This window comes from Streptococcus sp. SK643, assembly GCF_000259505.1.
Lineage (GTDB): Bacteria > Bacillota > Bacilli > Lactobacillales > Streptococcaceae > Streptococcus.
The window spans coordinates 128,539-142,718 of sequence record NZ_AJMM01000019.1; the positions used below are offsets into that span (position 1 = coordinate 128,539).

A 14,180-nucleotide genomic window follows, 5' to 3' on the forward strand; every position below is an offset into this window, starting at 1 on the left:
GTAGTATAATACATCTATTATAGAAATTTTTAGAAAATTCCGAAAGAGGTTATTTATGGGATATACAGTTGCAGTAGTTGGCGCGACAGGTGCAGTCGGTGCTCAGATGATAAAAATGTTGGAAGAATCATCGCTTCCTATCGATAAAATTCGTTTACTTGCTTCTGCTCGTTCAGCAGGCAAGACTTTGAAATTTAAAGGTCAAGATATTACGATTGAAGAAACGACTGAAACAGCTTTTGAAGGAGTTGATATTGCTCTATTTTCAGCAGGTGGTTCTACATCAGCTAAGTATGCACCATACGCAGTGAAAGCTGGAGCGGTAGTAGTAGATAATACATCTTACTTCCGTCAAAATCCAGATGTTCCTTTGGTTGTACCAGAGGTCAATGCTCATGCACTTGATGCTCACAATGGTATTATTGCCTGCCCTAACTGTTCAACAATTCAAATGATGGTGGCACTTGAGCCAGTTCGCCAAAAATGGGGCTTGGACCGTATCATTGTTTCAACTTACCAAGCAGTTTCAGGTGCTGGTATGGGAGCAATTCTTGAGACACAACGTGAACTTCGTGAAGTCTTGAATGATGGTGTAAACCCACGTGATTTGCATGCGGAAATCTTACCTTCAGGTGGTGACAAGAAACACTATCCTATCGCCTTCAATGCTCTTCCACAAATCGATGTCTTCACTGACAATGATTACACTTACGAAGAGATGAAGATGACTAAGGAAACTAAGAAAATTATGGAAGATGATAGCATTGCAGTATCTGCAACATGTGTGCGTATTCCAGTCTTGTCAGCTCACTCTGAGTCAGTTTACATCGAAACAAAAGAAGTGGCTCCAATCGAAGAAGTAAAAGCAGCTATCGCAGCCTTCCCAGGTGCTGTCCTTGAAGATGATGTTGCTCATCAAATTTATCCGCAAGCCATCAATGCAGTGGGTTCACGTGATACCTTTGTTGGTCGCATCCGTAAAGACTTGGATGCAGAAAAAGGGATCCACATGTGGGTTGTTTCAGATAACCTTCTCAAAGGTGCTGCTTGGAACTCAGTTCAGATTGCAGAAACTTTGCACGAACGTGGCTTAGTTCGTCCAACGGCCGAATTGAAATTTGAATTAAAATAGTCATATTGTTTAGGAGTTCAGATGAACTCCTTCTTTGAAATAGAGAGGTGTTTCTCATGTCTTATCAAGATTTAAAAGAGTGTAAAATCATCACAGCCTTTATTACTCCCTTCCACGAGGATGGTTCCATCAACTTTGATGCCATTCCAGCCTTGATTGAGCATTTATTGGCCCATCATACAGACGGCATTCTTCTTGCAGGGACGACTGCTGAAAGTCCAACCTTGACCCACGATGAAGAGTTGGAACTCTTTGCGGCTGTACAAAAAGTTGTCAATGGACGTGTTCCTTTGATTGCGGGTGTGGGTACCAATGATACGCGTGACTCTATCGAGTTTGTCAAAGAAGTAGCAGAATTTGGTGGTTTTGCTGCTGGGCTTGCTATTGTTCCTTACTACAACAAACCTTCTCAAGAAGGAATGTATCAGCACTTTAAGGCTATTGCAGATGCTTCAGATTTGCCTATTATTATCTATAACATTCCAGGTCGTGTAGTTGTCGAATTAACTCCAGAAACCATGCTTCGTTTGGCTGATCATCCAAATATTATCGGTGTCAAAGAATGTACAAGTTTGGCTAACATGGCTTACTTGATTGAGCACAAGCCTGAAGAGTTTTTGATTTACACTGGTGAAGATGGAGATGCTTTCCATGCCATGAACCTTGGTGCGGACGGGGTTATTTCTGTTGCATCTCATACAAATGGAGATGAAATGCATGAGATGTTTACGGCTATTGAAGGAAGTGATATGAAGAAAGCTGCAGCTATTCAGCGTAAATTCATTCCTAAGGTTAATGCCCTCTTCTCTTATCCAAGTCCTGCTCCAGTTAAAGCTGTTCTTAACTATATGGGATTTGAAGCTGGACCAACTCGTCTACCTCTTGTTCCAGCACCAGAAGAAGATGCCAAACGCATTATTAAGGTTGTCGTAGATGGCGACTATGAAGCGACTAAGGCAACCGTAACAGGTGTCCTAAGACCAGACTATTAATAAAGATAAAATCCATGACCGAATGAAGGATCATGGATTTTTCTTATTTTCCTAAACAGAATTGGCTAAAGAGTTGGGTGATGAGTTCATCTGGAGCAGCATCTCCAGTGATTTCACCGAGAATTTCCCAAGTACGGGTCAAATCTACTTGAAGTAAATCAACTGGCATACCTAGTTCCAAGCCTTCGTTTACAGCTTGTAGACTTTCGACTGCTTTCTCAATCAAGGAAATGTGACGAGCGTTGGATAGGTAGGTCGCATCTTGCTCCACAAGACCTGCATTTTCAAAGAAGAGGTTGTTAATACGTTCCTCAATCTTGTCAATGTTTTGGTTTTTAAGGACTGAAATACGGATGACATTTTCAGGAAGTTCAGAAGTTTCAATTGCTTCAGGCAGGTCGGTTTTATTGAGTAGAATAATGCGGTTAGTATCCTGACTGATTTCTAAGAGTTGTCTGTCTTGAGCAGTCAGTGGCTCGCTAGCATTTAGCACTAGAAGAACTAAGTCGGCTTCCTTAAGAGCTTTTTTAGAGCGTTCAACACCGATTTGTTCAACGAGATCATCCGTTTCACGAATACCAGCTGTATCAATCAATTTTAGGGGAACGCCGTTGATGTTGACGTATTCTTCAATGACATCACGTGTTGTCCCAGCAATATCTGTTACGATAGCCTTGTCTTCGCGTAGGAGATTGTTGAGAAGGCTGGATTTACCAACGTTGGGGCGTCCGATGATAGCTGTTGAAATTCCTTCACGAAGGATTTTACCGCGACGGGCTGTTCTAAGAAGATTGGTTAGTAATTGTTCAAACTCCATTGTCTTTTCACGGACAACAGCAGTAGTAGCTTCCTCAACATCGTCGTACTCAGGATAATCGATATTGACCTCAACTTGGGCAAGTGTATTGAGGATTTCTTGGCGAGTATTATTAATGAGGTCAGAAAGAGAACCATCTAGTTGTTTGACCGCAATGTTCATGGCCTTGTCAGTCTTAGCACGGATGATATCCATCACAGCTTCAGCCTGAGTCAAGTCCACTCGTCCGTTTAGAAAGGCACGTTTGGTAAATTCACCAGGTTCTGCCATGCGAGCCCCTTCACGAATTGCTAGTTGCAATATTTCATTAGTGACTGCAATCCCACCGTGGGTGTTAATCTCGATAATATCCTCACGAGTGAAGGTTTTTGGAGATTTCATGGCCCCGACCATAACTTCATCCATGATTTTACCAGTTAGTGGGTCGACGATATGTCCATAGTTGAGAGTGTGGCTGGCAACCTTGGTTAAGTCTTTTCCTTTGAAAATTTTTTGCGCAATAGCAAAACTGTCTGTTCCACTCAGGCGGACAATACCAATAGCCCCTTCACCAAGTGGAGTAGATATAGCAGCGATGGTATCAAATTCACGTGTAATCATATCTTTTCCTTTAAAAATTATTCTTTTATAAGTTTGTAAATCTATTCTAAAATTGTAACAAATTTGATCTATTTCTTCAATGAATGCTACTTGGAGATTGAAAAAGCCTAAGCAATTCTGCTTAAGCTAGCTTATTTGGTGCGCATTTCCCCTTGTGGGAAGTAAGTTCCTTCAGGCATGTCGTTGATAATGACATGGACAGCAGATTGAGGGGCTCCAGTGTTACGGACAACCGCTTCCGTTACTTCCTTAGCAAGAGCCTTCTTTTGCTCGAGCGTGCGTCCTTCAAATAAATCGATGCGTACAAATGGCATAATGGCTTCCTCCACTAGTTTTTGATTTCTTCTATTTTACCACATTTTGCCGTTTAAAGCTTAAGAAAATTATGATATACTAGAATGTAGCAAAAATTTAGAAATGGACGTGAAGCAAGAAACATGGCACAGTTGTATTATCGTTATGGGACCATGAACTCTGGAAAGACAATCGAGATTCTCAAAGTGGCCTATAACTACGAGGAGCAAGGAAAAGGTGTTGTGATTATGACTTCAGCTCTGGATACCCGTGATGGTGTTGGTTATGTGTCAAGTCGAATCGGTATGAAACGCCCTGCCATTGCGATTGAGGAAACGACTGATATCTTTGGATTTATCCGTGATTTACCAGAAACACCTTACTGTGTTTTGGTAGATGAAGCCCAGTTTCTCAAGCGTCACCATGTTTACGACCTAGCTCGTGTTGTCGATGAATTAGACATTCCAGTCATGGCTTTTGGTTTGAAAAATGATTTTAGAAATGAACTGTTCGAAGGTTCTAAATATCTCTTACTCTTAGCAGATAAGATTGATGAAATTAAGACCATTTGCCAGTACTGTAAGAAAAAAGCGACTATGGTTCTCAGAATCTTAGACGGAAAACCTACCTATGAGGGAGAACAAATCCAAATTGGTGGAAATGAAACCTATATCTCAGTTTGCCGTAAACATTATTTTGCCCCTGAAATCAATAAGGAGAATGAAGAAAAATGAATATCTATGATCAACTACAAGCTGTAGAAGACCGTTATGAAGAATTAGGAGAGTTGCTCAGTGACCCAGATGTGGTTTCGGATACCAAGCGTTTCATGGAGCTTTCAAAAGAAGAGTCTTCAACTCGTGATACAGTAACAGCCTATCGTGAGTACAAACAAGTCCTTCAAAACATCGTTGATGCTGAAGAGATGATTAAAGAATCAAGTGGAGATGCAGACTTGGAAGAAATGGCCAAGCAAGAACTCAAAGACGCCAAGGCTGAAAAGGAAGAATATGAAGAGAAATTAAAGATTTTACTCCTTCCTAAAGATCCGAATGATGATAAGAATATCATTCTTGAAATCCGTGGAGCAGCTGGTGGAGATGAAGCAGCACTTTTCGCTGGAGATTTGTTAACCATGTACCAAAAGTATGCGGAAGCCCAAGGCTGGCGCTTTGAAGTCATGGAGGCTTCTATGAACGGTGTCGGCGGTTTTAAAGAAGTGGTTGCCATGGTTTCAGGTCAGTCTGTTTACTCTAAGCTTAAGTACGAATCTGGTGCCCACCGTGTGCAACGTGTCCCTGTTACAGAAAGCCAAGGCCGTGTCCACACCTCGACAGCGACAGTTTTGGTCATGCCTGAAGTAGAAGAAGTTGAATACGATATTGATCCAAAAGACCTTCGTGTCGACATCTACCATGCCTCTGGTGCTGGTGGACAGAACGTCAATAAGGTTGCGACAGCCGTTCGTATCGTTCACTTACCAACCAATATCAAAGTTGAGATGCAGGAAGAACGTACCCAGCAGAAAAACCGTGAGAAGGCTATGAAGATTATCCGTGCTCGTGTTGCTGACCACTTTGCTCAGATTGCCCAAGACGAACAAGACGCTGAGCGTAAGTCGACAATCGGTACTGGTGACCGTTCAGAACGGATTCGTACTTATAACTTCCCACAAAACCGTGTCACAGACCACCGTATTGGCTTGACCCTCCAAAAACTAGATACCATTTTGTCTGGTAAATTGGATGAAGTTGTGGATGCCTTGGTGCTCTATGACCAAACACAAAAATTAGAAGAATTAAACAAATAATGAAATTAGCTCAATTATTTTCAGATTTTGAAGAAGAGTTGATAAGACAAGGAGAGGAAGCAGAAAGCCTCTCTTTTGTCTATCGTAACCTGAAAAATCTATCTTTTACAGACTTTGTTTTTGCCCTACAGCAAGAGGTAACAGCAGAAGAAAAACAATTTGTAGAGGAAATTTACCAGCAGTTAGCAGCTCATAAACCAGCCCAGTATATCATCGGTCATGCAGATTTCTTTGGAATGCAGTTGAGAGTTGATGAGCGGGTTTTGATTCCTCGTCCAGAGACTGAGGAGTTAGTGGAGCTCATCCTAGCTGACAATCATGAAGAAAATCTCAAGATCTTGGACATCGGTACTGGAAGTGGAGCTATTGCTCTTGCATTAGCAAAAAACAGACCAGCTTGGTCAGTGACAGCAGCAGATATTTCTCAAGAGGCACTTGCCCTTGCATCAGAGAATGCTAAAAATCAAAATCTTCAAATATTTTTTAAAAAATCTGACTGTTTTACAGAGATTTATGAAAAATATGATATAATTGTTTCCAATCCACCCTATATCTCTCGTGCAGATGAGTCAGAGGTCGGTTTGAATGTTTTGCATTCAGAACCTCATCTAGCTCTCTTTGCAGATGAAGATGGTCTAGCTATTTACCGTAGAATTGCGGAAGATGCAAAAGACTATCTCAAAGATGGTGGTAAGATTTACCTTGAAATTGGATACAAGCAAGGTCAAAGTGTTCCCGAACTTTTTAGGAAACATCTTCCTGAAAAAAGAGTTCGAACACTCAAGGACCAATTCGGTCAAGATAGGATGGTTGTAGTTGATGATGGACAGGATTAGACAAGAGTTGGAAAATGGTGGAGCTGTCGTTCTGCCTACAGAGACGGTTTACGGTCTCTTTGCCAAGGCTCTAGACGAAAAAGCAGTTGAACATGTTTACCAACTCAAACGTCGTCCAAGAGATAAGGCGCTTAACCTCAATATCGCCTCTCTAGAGGACATCTTGAACTTTTCTAAGAATCAGCCATCTTATCTGCAAAAACTTGTAGAGACCTTTTTGCCAGGTCCCTTGACCCTTATCCTAGAAGCCAATGACAGAGTTCCTTATTGGGTTAATTCTGGGCTTGCAACGGTGGGATTTCGGATGCCCAGTCACCCTATCACACTGGATTTAATTCGAGAGACAGGTCCCTTGATTGGGCCGTCTGCCAATATCTCAGGTCAGGCAAGTGGCGTGAACTTTGATCAAATTCTGAAGGATTTTGAACAAGAGGTTCTGGGTCTGGAAGACGATGCTTTTCTAACTGGCCAGGATTCAACTATTTTGGATTTGTCTGGAGACAAGGTGAAAATCTTACGCCAAGGGGCCATTATGCGAGAAGCCATTCTTGCTCAGTTGCCAGAGATTTCCTTTGAGGAGGAATGAGATGTTAAGAGATTTGCAAGAAACAGATGTGAAAGCTATATGTGACATCAATCAAGAGGCTTTGGGCTATTCTTTTAGTCTAGAGGAAACGAATAGTCAATTAGCTAGACTATCTCAGGATTCCCATCATTTCTTTCTTGGCTATGAGGATGTAGATAGTCATGTCTTACTTGGTTATGTCCACGCTGAAGTGTACGAATCCCTTTACTCCAAAGCAGGTTTTAATATCTTAGCCTTAGCAGTTACACCTCAAGCGCAAGGTCAAGGTATCGGTAAAAGCTTGTTACAAGGGTTGGAGCAAGAAGCAAAAAGACGTGGTTATGGGTTTATCCGCTTAAACTCTGCCGATCATCGTCTGGGTGCTCATGCATTTTATGAAAAAGTTGGTTATACTTGTGATAAAGTGCAGAAACGATTTATTCGCATCTTTTAGTTTATTTTCTTATTGGAAAAACAAACTAAAGGACCAGTCACACTATAAAGGAGAAGACCTATGATTTTTGACAAAGATGATTTTAAAGCATACGATGCTGATCTCTGGAATGCTATTGCCAAAGAAGAAGAACGCCAACAAAACAACATTGAATTGATTGCTTCGGAAAACGTTGTTTCCAAGGCTGTTATGGCAGCTCAAGGGTCTATCTTGACGAATAAATATGCCGAAGGTTACCCAGGACGCCGTTATTATGGTGGAACTGATGTGGTAGACGTGGTAGAGACTCTAGCCATTGAACGCGCAAAAGAAATTTTCGGTGTGAAATTTGCCAATGTCCAACCTCACTCTGGAAGCCAAGCGAACTGTGCGGCTTACATGGCCTTGATTGAGCCAGGTGATACCGTTATGGGTATGGATTTGGCAGCAGGTGGGCACTTGACTCACGGAGCTCCTGTTAGCTTCTCTGGTCAAACCTACAACTTTGTTTCTTATAGTGTGGATCCTGAAACGGAACTCTTAGACTTTGATGCTATTTTGAAACAAGCCCAAGAAGTAAAACCAAAACTGATCGTAGCTGGTGCTTCAGCCTATTCTCAAATTATCGACTTTTCAAAATTCCGTGAAATCGCTGATGCTGTAGGTGCGAAGCTCATGGTAGATATGGCTCACATTGCTGGTTTGGTTGCTGCTGGTCTTCACCCAAGTCCAGTGCCATACGCTCATATCACTACAACAACGACCCACAAAACCCTTCGTGGACCACGTGGTGGTTTGATTTTGACCAATGATGAAGACTTAGCTAAGAAAATCAATTCAGCTATTTTCCCAGGTATTCAGGGTGGTCCTTTGGAGCATGTTGTTGCTGCTAAGGCAGTTTCCTTCAAAGAAGTATTAGATCCAGCCTTCAAGGAATATGCTGCTAATGTTATCAAGAACAGCAAGGCTATGGCAGCTGTCTTCTTGCAAGATCCTGATTTCCGTATTATTTCTGGTGGGACTGAAAATCACCTCTTCCTAGTGGATGTGACCAAAGTTGTAGAAAACGGCAAAGTTGCTCAAAACTTGCTGGATGAAGTCAATATTACCTTAAATAAAAACTCAATTCCTTACGAAACTTTGTCACCATTTAAGACAAGTGGTATTCGTATCGGAGCAGCAGCCATTACTGCACGTGGATTTGGTGAAGAAGAAAGTCGCAAAGTGGCTGAATTGATCATTAAAACCCTTAAAAATGCAGAAGATGAGGCTGTCTTAGAAGAAGTGAGAAGTGCAGTCAAAGAATTGACAGATGCCTTTCCATTATACGAGGACTAAAAATTTTATGGATATTTATATTAAGAAAGCTATTATTCACCAGTTCAGCCCAGATGATACTGAGCTGTTTCTAGCGGATAAGTTTCTCAATATCACTCCAAAAATCGAAGAATACCTGCGGAAAAAAATTGAACGTGTGTATTCAGATGAAGCCAAGACTGGGATTTTCGAAGAAGAAAATCCCTTCTTCAATCACATCACAAACGATTTATTGGAGACATCAGTAACACTGGCTAATCTCTGGAAAGAGGAGTTCAGTATTTCTGAGAATCTCAAGACCAATGATTTGATTTTTGTGCAATTTTCTAAAGAAGGTGTAGAACATTTTGCTTTCTTGCGAATTGCCCTGCGTGAGACCTTGACCCACCTCGGTGGAGAAGTTGATAATCCAATCAAGCTGACTCAGAATAACCTGCCTGGATTTGGAACGGGTGCTGACGAGGCCTTGGTGGTTAATCTTCAGAGTCGTAAGTATCACCTGATTGAAAAACGAATCAAATACAACGGGACTTTTTTGAACTATTTTTCAGAAAATCTTCTTGCTGTGGCTCCTAAGATTTCTCCCAAGAAATCCATCAAGGAGCTGGAAAAAACGGCCCAGCGAATTGCTGAATCTTTTCACACAGATGATTTTCAATTTCAATCCAAGGTCAAGTCTGCTATTTTCAACAATTTAGAAGAAAGCAATGAGTTGTCACCTGAAAAATTGGCCAATGATCTTTTTGATAACAACCTGACAGCTCGATTAAGCTTTATTGATCAAGTCAAGGAAGCTGTACCAGAGCCTGTTCAATTTGATGAAATTGATGCCAGTCGCCAATTAAAGAAATTTGAAAACCAAAAACTCTCCTTGTCAAATGGAATTGAGCTCATCGTTCCCAATAACGTCTATCAAGACGCCGAGTCTGTTGAGTTTATCCAAAATGATAATGGAACCTACTCTATCTTAATCAAAAATATCGAGGATATACAAAGCAAATAATGTTTAAATTATTACGAAGAGTGCTAGTGCTAGCAGTCTTACTTTTTGTTGGCTATAAAATATACCGTATTCATCAAGATGTTAAGCAAGTGATGACTTACCAAACTTTGGTTAGGGAAATCTTGAGTGAAAAAGATACACCAGCAAATGAAGAGCTTGTGCTCGCTATGATCTACACCGAAACCAAAGGAAAAGAAGGAGATGTCATGCAGTCAAGTGAGTCTGCAACTGGCTCAACAAACTCCATCAACGACAAAGCTATTAGCATTCGTCAAGGAATCCAAACTCTGACAGATAATCTCTATCAGGCACAAAATAAGGGAGTTGATGTTTGGACGGCCGTGCAGGCTTATAATTTTGGACCAACATATATTGATTTTATTGCTCAACATGGTAAGAAAAATACTCTCTCATTAGCAAAACAGTACTCGCGAGAGACAGTTGCTCCCTCACTTGGAAATACCACAGGAAAAACATACAGGTATATCCATCCTATATCTATTCTGCATGGAGCTGAACTTTATGTAAATGGTGGAAATTATTACTATTCTAGACAGGTGCAACTAAATCTTTATATATTGAAATCAATGGTCAAAGTGATGGAAATCATTCCTTTTCTATAGAAAACACAAAAAAGCCACTCATACGAGTGACTTTTTTTATAATCCTGCAAATTCTTTGATTTCTTGAGCTGACATTGAAGAGTCGCAACGGACATTGATTTGTCCATCTGCAACGTGAACAAAGCCTGGTACAGTTGGGATTCCATAGCGTGAGCGGAATGCTTGTAACTCATTGAGTTGGCTTGCTTCTTCACTATTAATGAAGTAGATGTGGGCTTTGGTTTCAGCTACGACACCTGACAATGTAGCAGCAAATTTACGGCAGTAAGGACAAGTTTTGCGACCGATAAAGAAGGTTGCAGTTTCCTTCTTATCAAGAGCTTCTTGCGCACGCGCAACTGTAGTGACTTCAAGGTCTTTGATATTATCTAAAAATTGTTCCATGAGATTACCTCGCTTTCATTGATATGTCTAGTATGCCATAAAGTTTCTAAAATTGCTTAGATTTGATACGAAAAAAAGATGAGATTGGTTGGTCTCATCTTTTATAGTGCCTTATTTTACAAAAGCATTGATTTCTGCTTCGATATTAGCAATCTTAGCTTGTGATTCTTCGTTGGTTTCACCTATAACTGCAATGTAGAACTTAATTTTTGGTTCTGTACCTGAAGGGCGAACGGCAATCCATGAACCATCAGCAAGTGTGTATTTCAAAACATCACTTGGAGGAGTTGTTAAGTTTGTAACAGTACCGTCAGCAGCAGTAGCAGTTTGTGTCTTGAAGTCTTCTACGACAGTGATAGCTGTTGCATTCCATTCTTTTGGTGCATTGTTACGGAATTTAGCCATAATAGCTTTGATTTGCTCCGCTCCATCGACACCAGAAAGAGTAACAGAGATAGTCTTTTCTGCATAGTAGCCGTATTCTTTGTAGATTTCTTCGATTCCATCAGCAAGAGTTAATCCACGTGAACGGTAGTAGGCAGCAAGTTCAGCAACGACTAGAACGGCTTGGATAGCGTCTTTATCACGTACGAATGGTTTAATCAAGTAACCGAAGCTTTCTTCAAATCCCATCATGTAAGTATGATTGTGCTTTTCTTCGAATTCTTGGATTTTTTCAGCGATAAATTTGAAACCAGTCAAGACATTGAACATAGTTGCGTCGTAGCTTTCAGCAATCTTCGTTACCAAGTCAGTTGATACGATTGATTTACATAGGGCTGCGTTTGCAGGAAGAGTTCCAGCGTTTTTGTGGGCTTCCAAGATGTATTTAGCCATGATAGCACCGATTTGGTTACCTGAAAGGTTGAGGTAGCTACCATCTTTTTGTAGAACTTCAACACCAACACGGTCAGCGTCAGGGTCAGTTGCAACAAGAACATCGGCACCAACTTGACGACCAAGTTCTTCAGCAAGGGCGAAGGCTGCTTGGCTTTCTGGGTTTGGAGATTTTACAGTTGAGAAGTCTGGGTCAGCAGTTGCTTGCGCTTCAACGACTTGAACAGAGTCAAATCCTGCTTGGGCAAGAGCACGACGTGCCAACATTTCACCAGTACCATGAAGTGGTGTGTAGACAATCTTCATGTCTTTACCGAATTCTTCAATCAAGTCTGGGTTGATGTTAACATCCTTGACTTCTTTAAGGTATTCTACATCGACAGCCTCGCCGATAACTTCAATCAAACCAGAAGCTTTTTCAGCTTCAACATCAGCAACTTCAACAGCAAATGGATTTTCGATTGCACGGATGTATGTTGTCAAAGCATCCGCATCGTGTGGAGGCATTTGTCCACCATCTTCACCATAAACCTTGTAACCGTTAAATGGTGCAGGGTTGTGGCTAGCAGTAATCATGATACCTGCAAAACAGTTGAGGTGACGAACTGCAAAAGAAAGCTCTGGAGTAGGACGAAGGCTTTCAAATACGTAAGATTTGATACCGTGTTTAGCAAGAACTGCAGCAGATTCAAAGGCAAACTCAGGAGAAAAGTGACGGCTATCATAAGCAATCGCAACACCACGCTCTTTTTCGTTTCCACCTTTTGATTCAATCAAACGTGCCAAACCTTCTGTTGCTTGACGAACAACGTAGATATTGATACGGTTTGTACCCGCACCAATCAAACCACGCATACCTGCAGTACCAAATTCAAGATTTGTATAGAAGGCATCTTCCTTTGTTTTTTCATCCATATTTTCTAAATCTTGACGAAGGTAGTCAGGAAGCTCTGCAAAATCAAGCCATTTTTGATAATTTTCTTGGTAAGACATATTGATTCTCCTTAATAGTTTTTGTTCTCATCGCTTTCATTATATCATGATTTAGTTTTTTAGTAAAACGTTAGCATGAGCGTTACTACTTTAATAAATCATTTTAATTATGATATCTATTAGGTTTATTCTTCAGGTTTTCTATTGTAAAAGCATAGGAAATTGATTTTCAAAAAATACATTTAGTGATTAGTTCGGTATTTCTAATTTGTTTCTAAAAATTTTAGAAATAATTCTATAATTTTTAGATTTTTTTTAAAACGTTCGGTTTCTAATTTGAATGATTTTATATCTATGGTATAATATTACTAATAATAAAAGGAGATATTCTATTATGAAAAAAATTCTTAGCTATTCTGCTTTGCTGTTATCAACATTAGCACTTGTTGCTTGTGGATCATCAAAAAAAGCAAGCGACAATGGTACTGCATCCAACTCCAATTTTGAAGTATCTGTTAAAGATGGGATGTTTGTATTGCCTAAAGACGAAGATTCATCTTCAAGCTATCTTGCTCTTCAAGTAGAAATCAAAAACAATCGTGATAAACAGTTCAGTTTCACTAACCGAGATATCACTCTTTATAATGAAAAAGATGAAAAAGTAGAACCAATTCAAATGTATGAGAGTGATAGTAAAACTAAATTCATGGATTATGGTGATAGTATTTCTAAAGGAAAAAGTGTAGCTGGCTATGTTGTTTATGAAGTTGATAAAAATGCTAAATATGAACTTCATTTTGCACCTAGCTTCTATGAAGACATAAAAGAAACATCTAATAAGAATAATGATGTAGCTATCAAAGTTGATCCAAGTAAGTACGAAGATCATATCGATGAAGCTAAAGAGGTAATGAAAAAGTATGTTGATGCGGTTTACCTTGATGGGGAAAACTCAGGGGGTGGAACAAAACTAAGTACTGCTGATAACAAGGCTAAAGTTGTTGCCCTTGCAGATGATAAAAAATCATCTGATAATGGAGCTGAATTCACTAATGATGTTAAGGCTGATCGGGAAGAATTCATTAAGAAATTTACAGAATCATTCGGAAAAAGTTTTTATAACTACAAACCTTCAGATTCAGAACTTCGCACCTTTGCTGAAGGATATATCAAAGCTAATGCTAAACGAGCAAAGGTAGAATACAAAGTAAAAACTTATTTACCTGATTATGCAGTTATCTATGTAAGACCAGAAACAATTGACTTGGAAAACTTAAATGTTTTTGAACTAAGCCGTAAATTCTACGAAGAAAATAAAGGAAAATATGGTAACTATTCAGAAGCTATGAAAGCTGGTGAGAAATATATTCTAGAAAATGCTCCAAGCCAATTTGAGTCTACTCCTCTAGATACTAGTGATAGTATGAGAAAAGAGGGGTATGAAATTAAAATGAGTAAAAAAGATGGGAAATGGACCATTGACACTTCTTCTAAGAACTATGATTTAAAAGATATGGCTCGCACATTCCGTGGAGGGGTTGGTTATTAATATTAAAAGTTCGAGTTTTAAACTTGAACTTTTTTATTGCATTTGTATTAAATAG

15 protein-coding genes are annotated in these 14,180 nt (G+C 39.9%); 11 read left to right on the forward strand and 4 right to left on the reverse strand.

What is annotated here, in order from left to right; translation table 11 throughout:
- The first annotated feature begins 55 nt into the window (after window positions 1-55).
- Window positions 56-1,132: an aspartate-semialdehyde dehydrogenase gene (locus tag HMPREF1117_RS07810; protein WP_000542458.1), complete on the forward strand. Its 1,077-nt coding sequence runs from the start codon at window positions 56-58 to the stop codon at window positions 1,130-1,132.
- 56 nt (window positions 1,133-1,188) lie between these two features.
- Window positions 1,189-2,124 carry a 4-hydroxy-tetrahydrodipicolinate synthase gene (gene dapA / locus HMPREF1117_RS07815; protein WP_000121623.1) on the forward strand — a complete coding sequence of 312 codons (936 nt, stop codon included), beginning with the start codon at window positions 1,189-1,191 and terminating at the stop codon, window positions 2,122-2,124.
- A gap of 43 nt (window positions 2,125-2,167) precedes the next feature.
- Here the strand turns inward: dapA and mnmE are convergent, their stop codons facing one another.
- Both mnmE and HMPREF1117_RS07825 read right to left on the reverse strand, forming a co-directional pair.
- A complete protein-coding gene (gene mnmE, locus HMPREF1117_RS07820) occupies window positions 2,168-3,541 on the reverse strand; it encodes a tRNA uridine-5-carboxymethylaminomethyl(34) synthesis GTPase MnmE (RefSeq protein WP_000632752.1) in 1,374 nt (457 codons plus the stop codon).
- 131 nt (window positions 3,542-3,672) lie between these two features.
- A complete protein-coding gene (locus tag HMPREF1117_RS07825) occupies window positions 3,673-3,855 on the reverse strand; it encodes a 4-oxalocrotonate tautomerase (protein ID WP_001117401.1) in 183 nt (60 codons plus the stop codon).
- Between the two features lie 123 nt (window positions 3,856-3,978).
- Here HMPREF1117_RS07825 and HMPREF1117_RS07830 point away from each other — a divergent pair, with 123 nt between their 5' ends.
- The 8 genes from HMPREF1117_RS07830 to HMPREF1117_RS07865 are packed head-to-tail and all read left to right on the forward strand — an operon-like array spanning window position 3,979 to window position 10,422.
- Window positions 3,979-4,569 carry a thymidine kinase gene (locus HMPREF1117_RS07830; protein ID WP_000068119.1) on the forward strand — a complete coding sequence of 197 codons (591 nt, stop codon included), beginning with the start codon at window positions 3,979-3,981 and terminating at the stop codon, window positions 4,567-4,569.
- The gene (gene prfA, locus HMPREF1117_RS07835) at window positions 4,566-5,645 is read left to right on the forward strand and encodes a peptide chain release factor 1 (RefSeq protein WP_001028821.1); all 1,080 of its coding nucleotides are present in this window, start codon (window positions 4,566-4,568) and stop codon (window positions 5,643-5,645) included. Before HMPREF1117_RS07830 ends, prfA begins: the two co-directional genes overlap by 4 nt.
- Window positions 5,645-6,481, forward strand: a complete 837-nt coding sequence (prmC, locus tag HMPREF1117_RS07840) for a peptide chain release factor N(5)-glutamine methyltransferase (protein ID WP_000761861.1) — start codon at window positions 5,645-5,647, stop codon at window positions 6,479-6,481. The genes prfA and prmC overlap by 1 nt, the downstream gene beginning before the upstream one ends.
- A complete protein-coding gene (locus HMPREF1117_RS07845) occupies window positions 6,465-7,067 on the forward strand; it encodes an L-threonylcarbamoyladenylate synthase (protein WP_000969304.1) in 603 nt (200 codons plus the stop codon). The genes prmC and HMPREF1117_RS07845 overlap by 17 nt, the downstream gene beginning before the upstream one ends.
- A 1-nt stretch (window position 7,068) precedes the next feature.
- Window positions 7,069-7,500, forward strand: coding sequence for a GNAT family N-acetyltransferase (locus tag HMPREF1117_RS07850; RefSeq protein WP_000942926.1), 432 nt, complete (start codon window positions 7,069-7,071; stop codon window positions 7,498-7,500).
- Between the two features lie 60 nt (window positions 7,501-7,560).
- Window positions 7,561-8,817, forward strand: a complete 1,257-nt coding sequence (gene glyA, locus HMPREF1117_RS07855; protein WP_000575532.1) for a serine hydroxymethyltransferase — start codon at window positions 7,561-7,563, stop codon at window positions 8,815-8,817.
- 7 nt (window positions 8,818-8,824) lie between these two features.
- Window positions 8,825-9,799 carry a nucleoid-associated protein gene (locus HMPREF1117_RS07860; protein WP_007556959.1) on the forward strand — a complete coding sequence of 325 codons (975 nt, stop codon included), beginning with the start codon at window positions 8,825-8,827 and terminating at the stop codon, window positions 9,797-9,799.
- The gene (locus HMPREF1117_RS07865; protein ID WP_025171591.1) at window positions 9,799-10,422 is read left to right on the forward strand and encodes a lysozyme family protein; all 624 of its coding nucleotides are present in this window, start codon (window positions 9,799-9,801) and stop codon (window positions 10,420-10,422) included. The genes HMPREF1117_RS07860 and HMPREF1117_RS07865 overlap by 1 nt, the downstream gene beginning before the upstream one ends.
- A 36-nt stretch (window positions 10,423-10,458) precedes the next feature.
- On the opposite strand, the gene HMPREF1117_RS07870 is transcribed toward HMPREF1117_RS07865, so the two are convergent.
- Together HMPREF1117_RS07870 and HMPREF1117_RS07875 are read right to left on the reverse strand one after the other, a co-directional pair.
- The gene (locus tag HMPREF1117_RS07870) at window positions 10,459-10,806 is read right to left on the reverse strand and encodes a thiol reductase thioredoxin (RefSeq protein ID WP_000434633.1); all 348 of its coding nucleotides are present in this window, start codon (window positions 10,804-10,806) and stop codon (window positions 10,459-10,461) included.
- Between the two features lie 111 nt (window positions 10,807-10,917).
- Window positions 10,918-12,636: a phospho-sugar mutase gene (locus HMPREF1117_RS07875; RefSeq protein ID WP_000121683.1), complete on the reverse strand. Its 1,719-nt coding sequence runs from the start codon at window positions 12,634-12,636 to the stop codon at window positions 10,918-10,920.
- Window positions 12,637-12,970: 334 nt separating this feature from the next.
- On the opposite strand from HMPREF1117_RS07875, the gene HMPREF1117_RS07880 reads away from it, so the two are divergent.
- Window positions 12,971-14,125, forward strand: a complete 1,155-nt coding sequence (locus HMPREF1117_RS07880) for a DUF4352 domain-containing protein (RefSeq protein ID WP_000722922.1) — start codon at window positions 12,971-12,973, stop codon at window positions 14,123-14,125.
- Window positions 14,126-14,180 lie beyond the last annotated feature (55 nt).

Coding starts and splice junctions, on each gene's coding strand:
- HMPREF1117_RS07880 (WP_000722922.1), top strand. CDS start 12,971: ATGAAAAAAATTCTTAGCTATTCTGCTTTGCTGTTATCAACATTAGCA.
- HMPREF1117_RS07830 (WP_000068119.1), top strand. CDS start 3,979: ATGGCACAGTTGTATTATCGTTATGGGACCATGAACTCTGGAAAGACA.
- HMPREF1117_RS07810 (WP_000542458.1), top strand. CDS start 56: ATGGGATATACAGTTGCAGTAGTTGGCGCGACAGGTGCAGTCGGTGCT.
- HMPREF1117_RS07825 (WP_001117401.1), bottom strand. CDS start 3,855: ATGCCATTTGTACGCATCGATTTATTTGAAGGACGCACGCTCGAGCAA.
- HMPREF1117_RS07865 (WP_025171591.1), top strand. CDS start 9,799: ATGTTTAAATTATTACGAAGAGTGCTAGTGCTAGCAGTCTTACTTTTT.
- HMPREF1117_RS07845 (WP_000969304.1), top strand. CDS start 6,465: ATGATGGACAGGATTAGACAAGAGTTGGAAAATGGTGGAGCTGTCGTT.
- HMPREF1117_RS07860 (WP_007556959.1), top strand. CDS start 8,825: ATGGATATTTATATTAAGAAAGCTATTATTCACCAGTTCAGCCCAGAT.
- HMPREF1117_RS07850 (WP_000942926.1), top strand. CDS start 7,069: ATGTTAAGAGATTTGCAAGAAACAGATGTGAAAGCTATATGTGACATC.
- prmC (WP_000761861.1), top strand. CDS start 5,645: ATGAAATTAGCTCAATTATTTTCAGATTTTGAAGAAGAGTTGATAAGA.
- prfA (WP_001028821.1), top strand. CDS start 4,566: ATGAATATCTATGATCAACTACAAGCTGTAGAAGACCGTTATGAAGAA.
- mnmE (WP_000632752.1), bottom strand. CDS start 3,541: ATGATTACACGTGAATTTGATACCATCGCTGCTATATCTACTCCACTT.
- HMPREF1117_RS07870 (WP_000434633.1), bottom strand. CDS start 10,806: ATGGAACAATTTTTAGATAATATCAAAGACCTTGAAGTCACTACAGTT.
- dapA (WP_000121623.1), top strand. CDS start 1,189: ATGTCTTATCAAGATTTAAAAGAGTGTAAAATCATCACAGCCTTTATT.
- HMPREF1117_RS07875 (WP_000121683.1), bottom strand. CDS start 12,636: ATGTCTTACCAAGAAAATTATCAAAAATGGCTTGATTTTGCAGAGCTT.
- glyA (WP_000575532.1), top strand. CDS start 7,561: ATGATTTTTGACAAAGATGATTTTAAAGCATACGATGCTGATCTCTGG.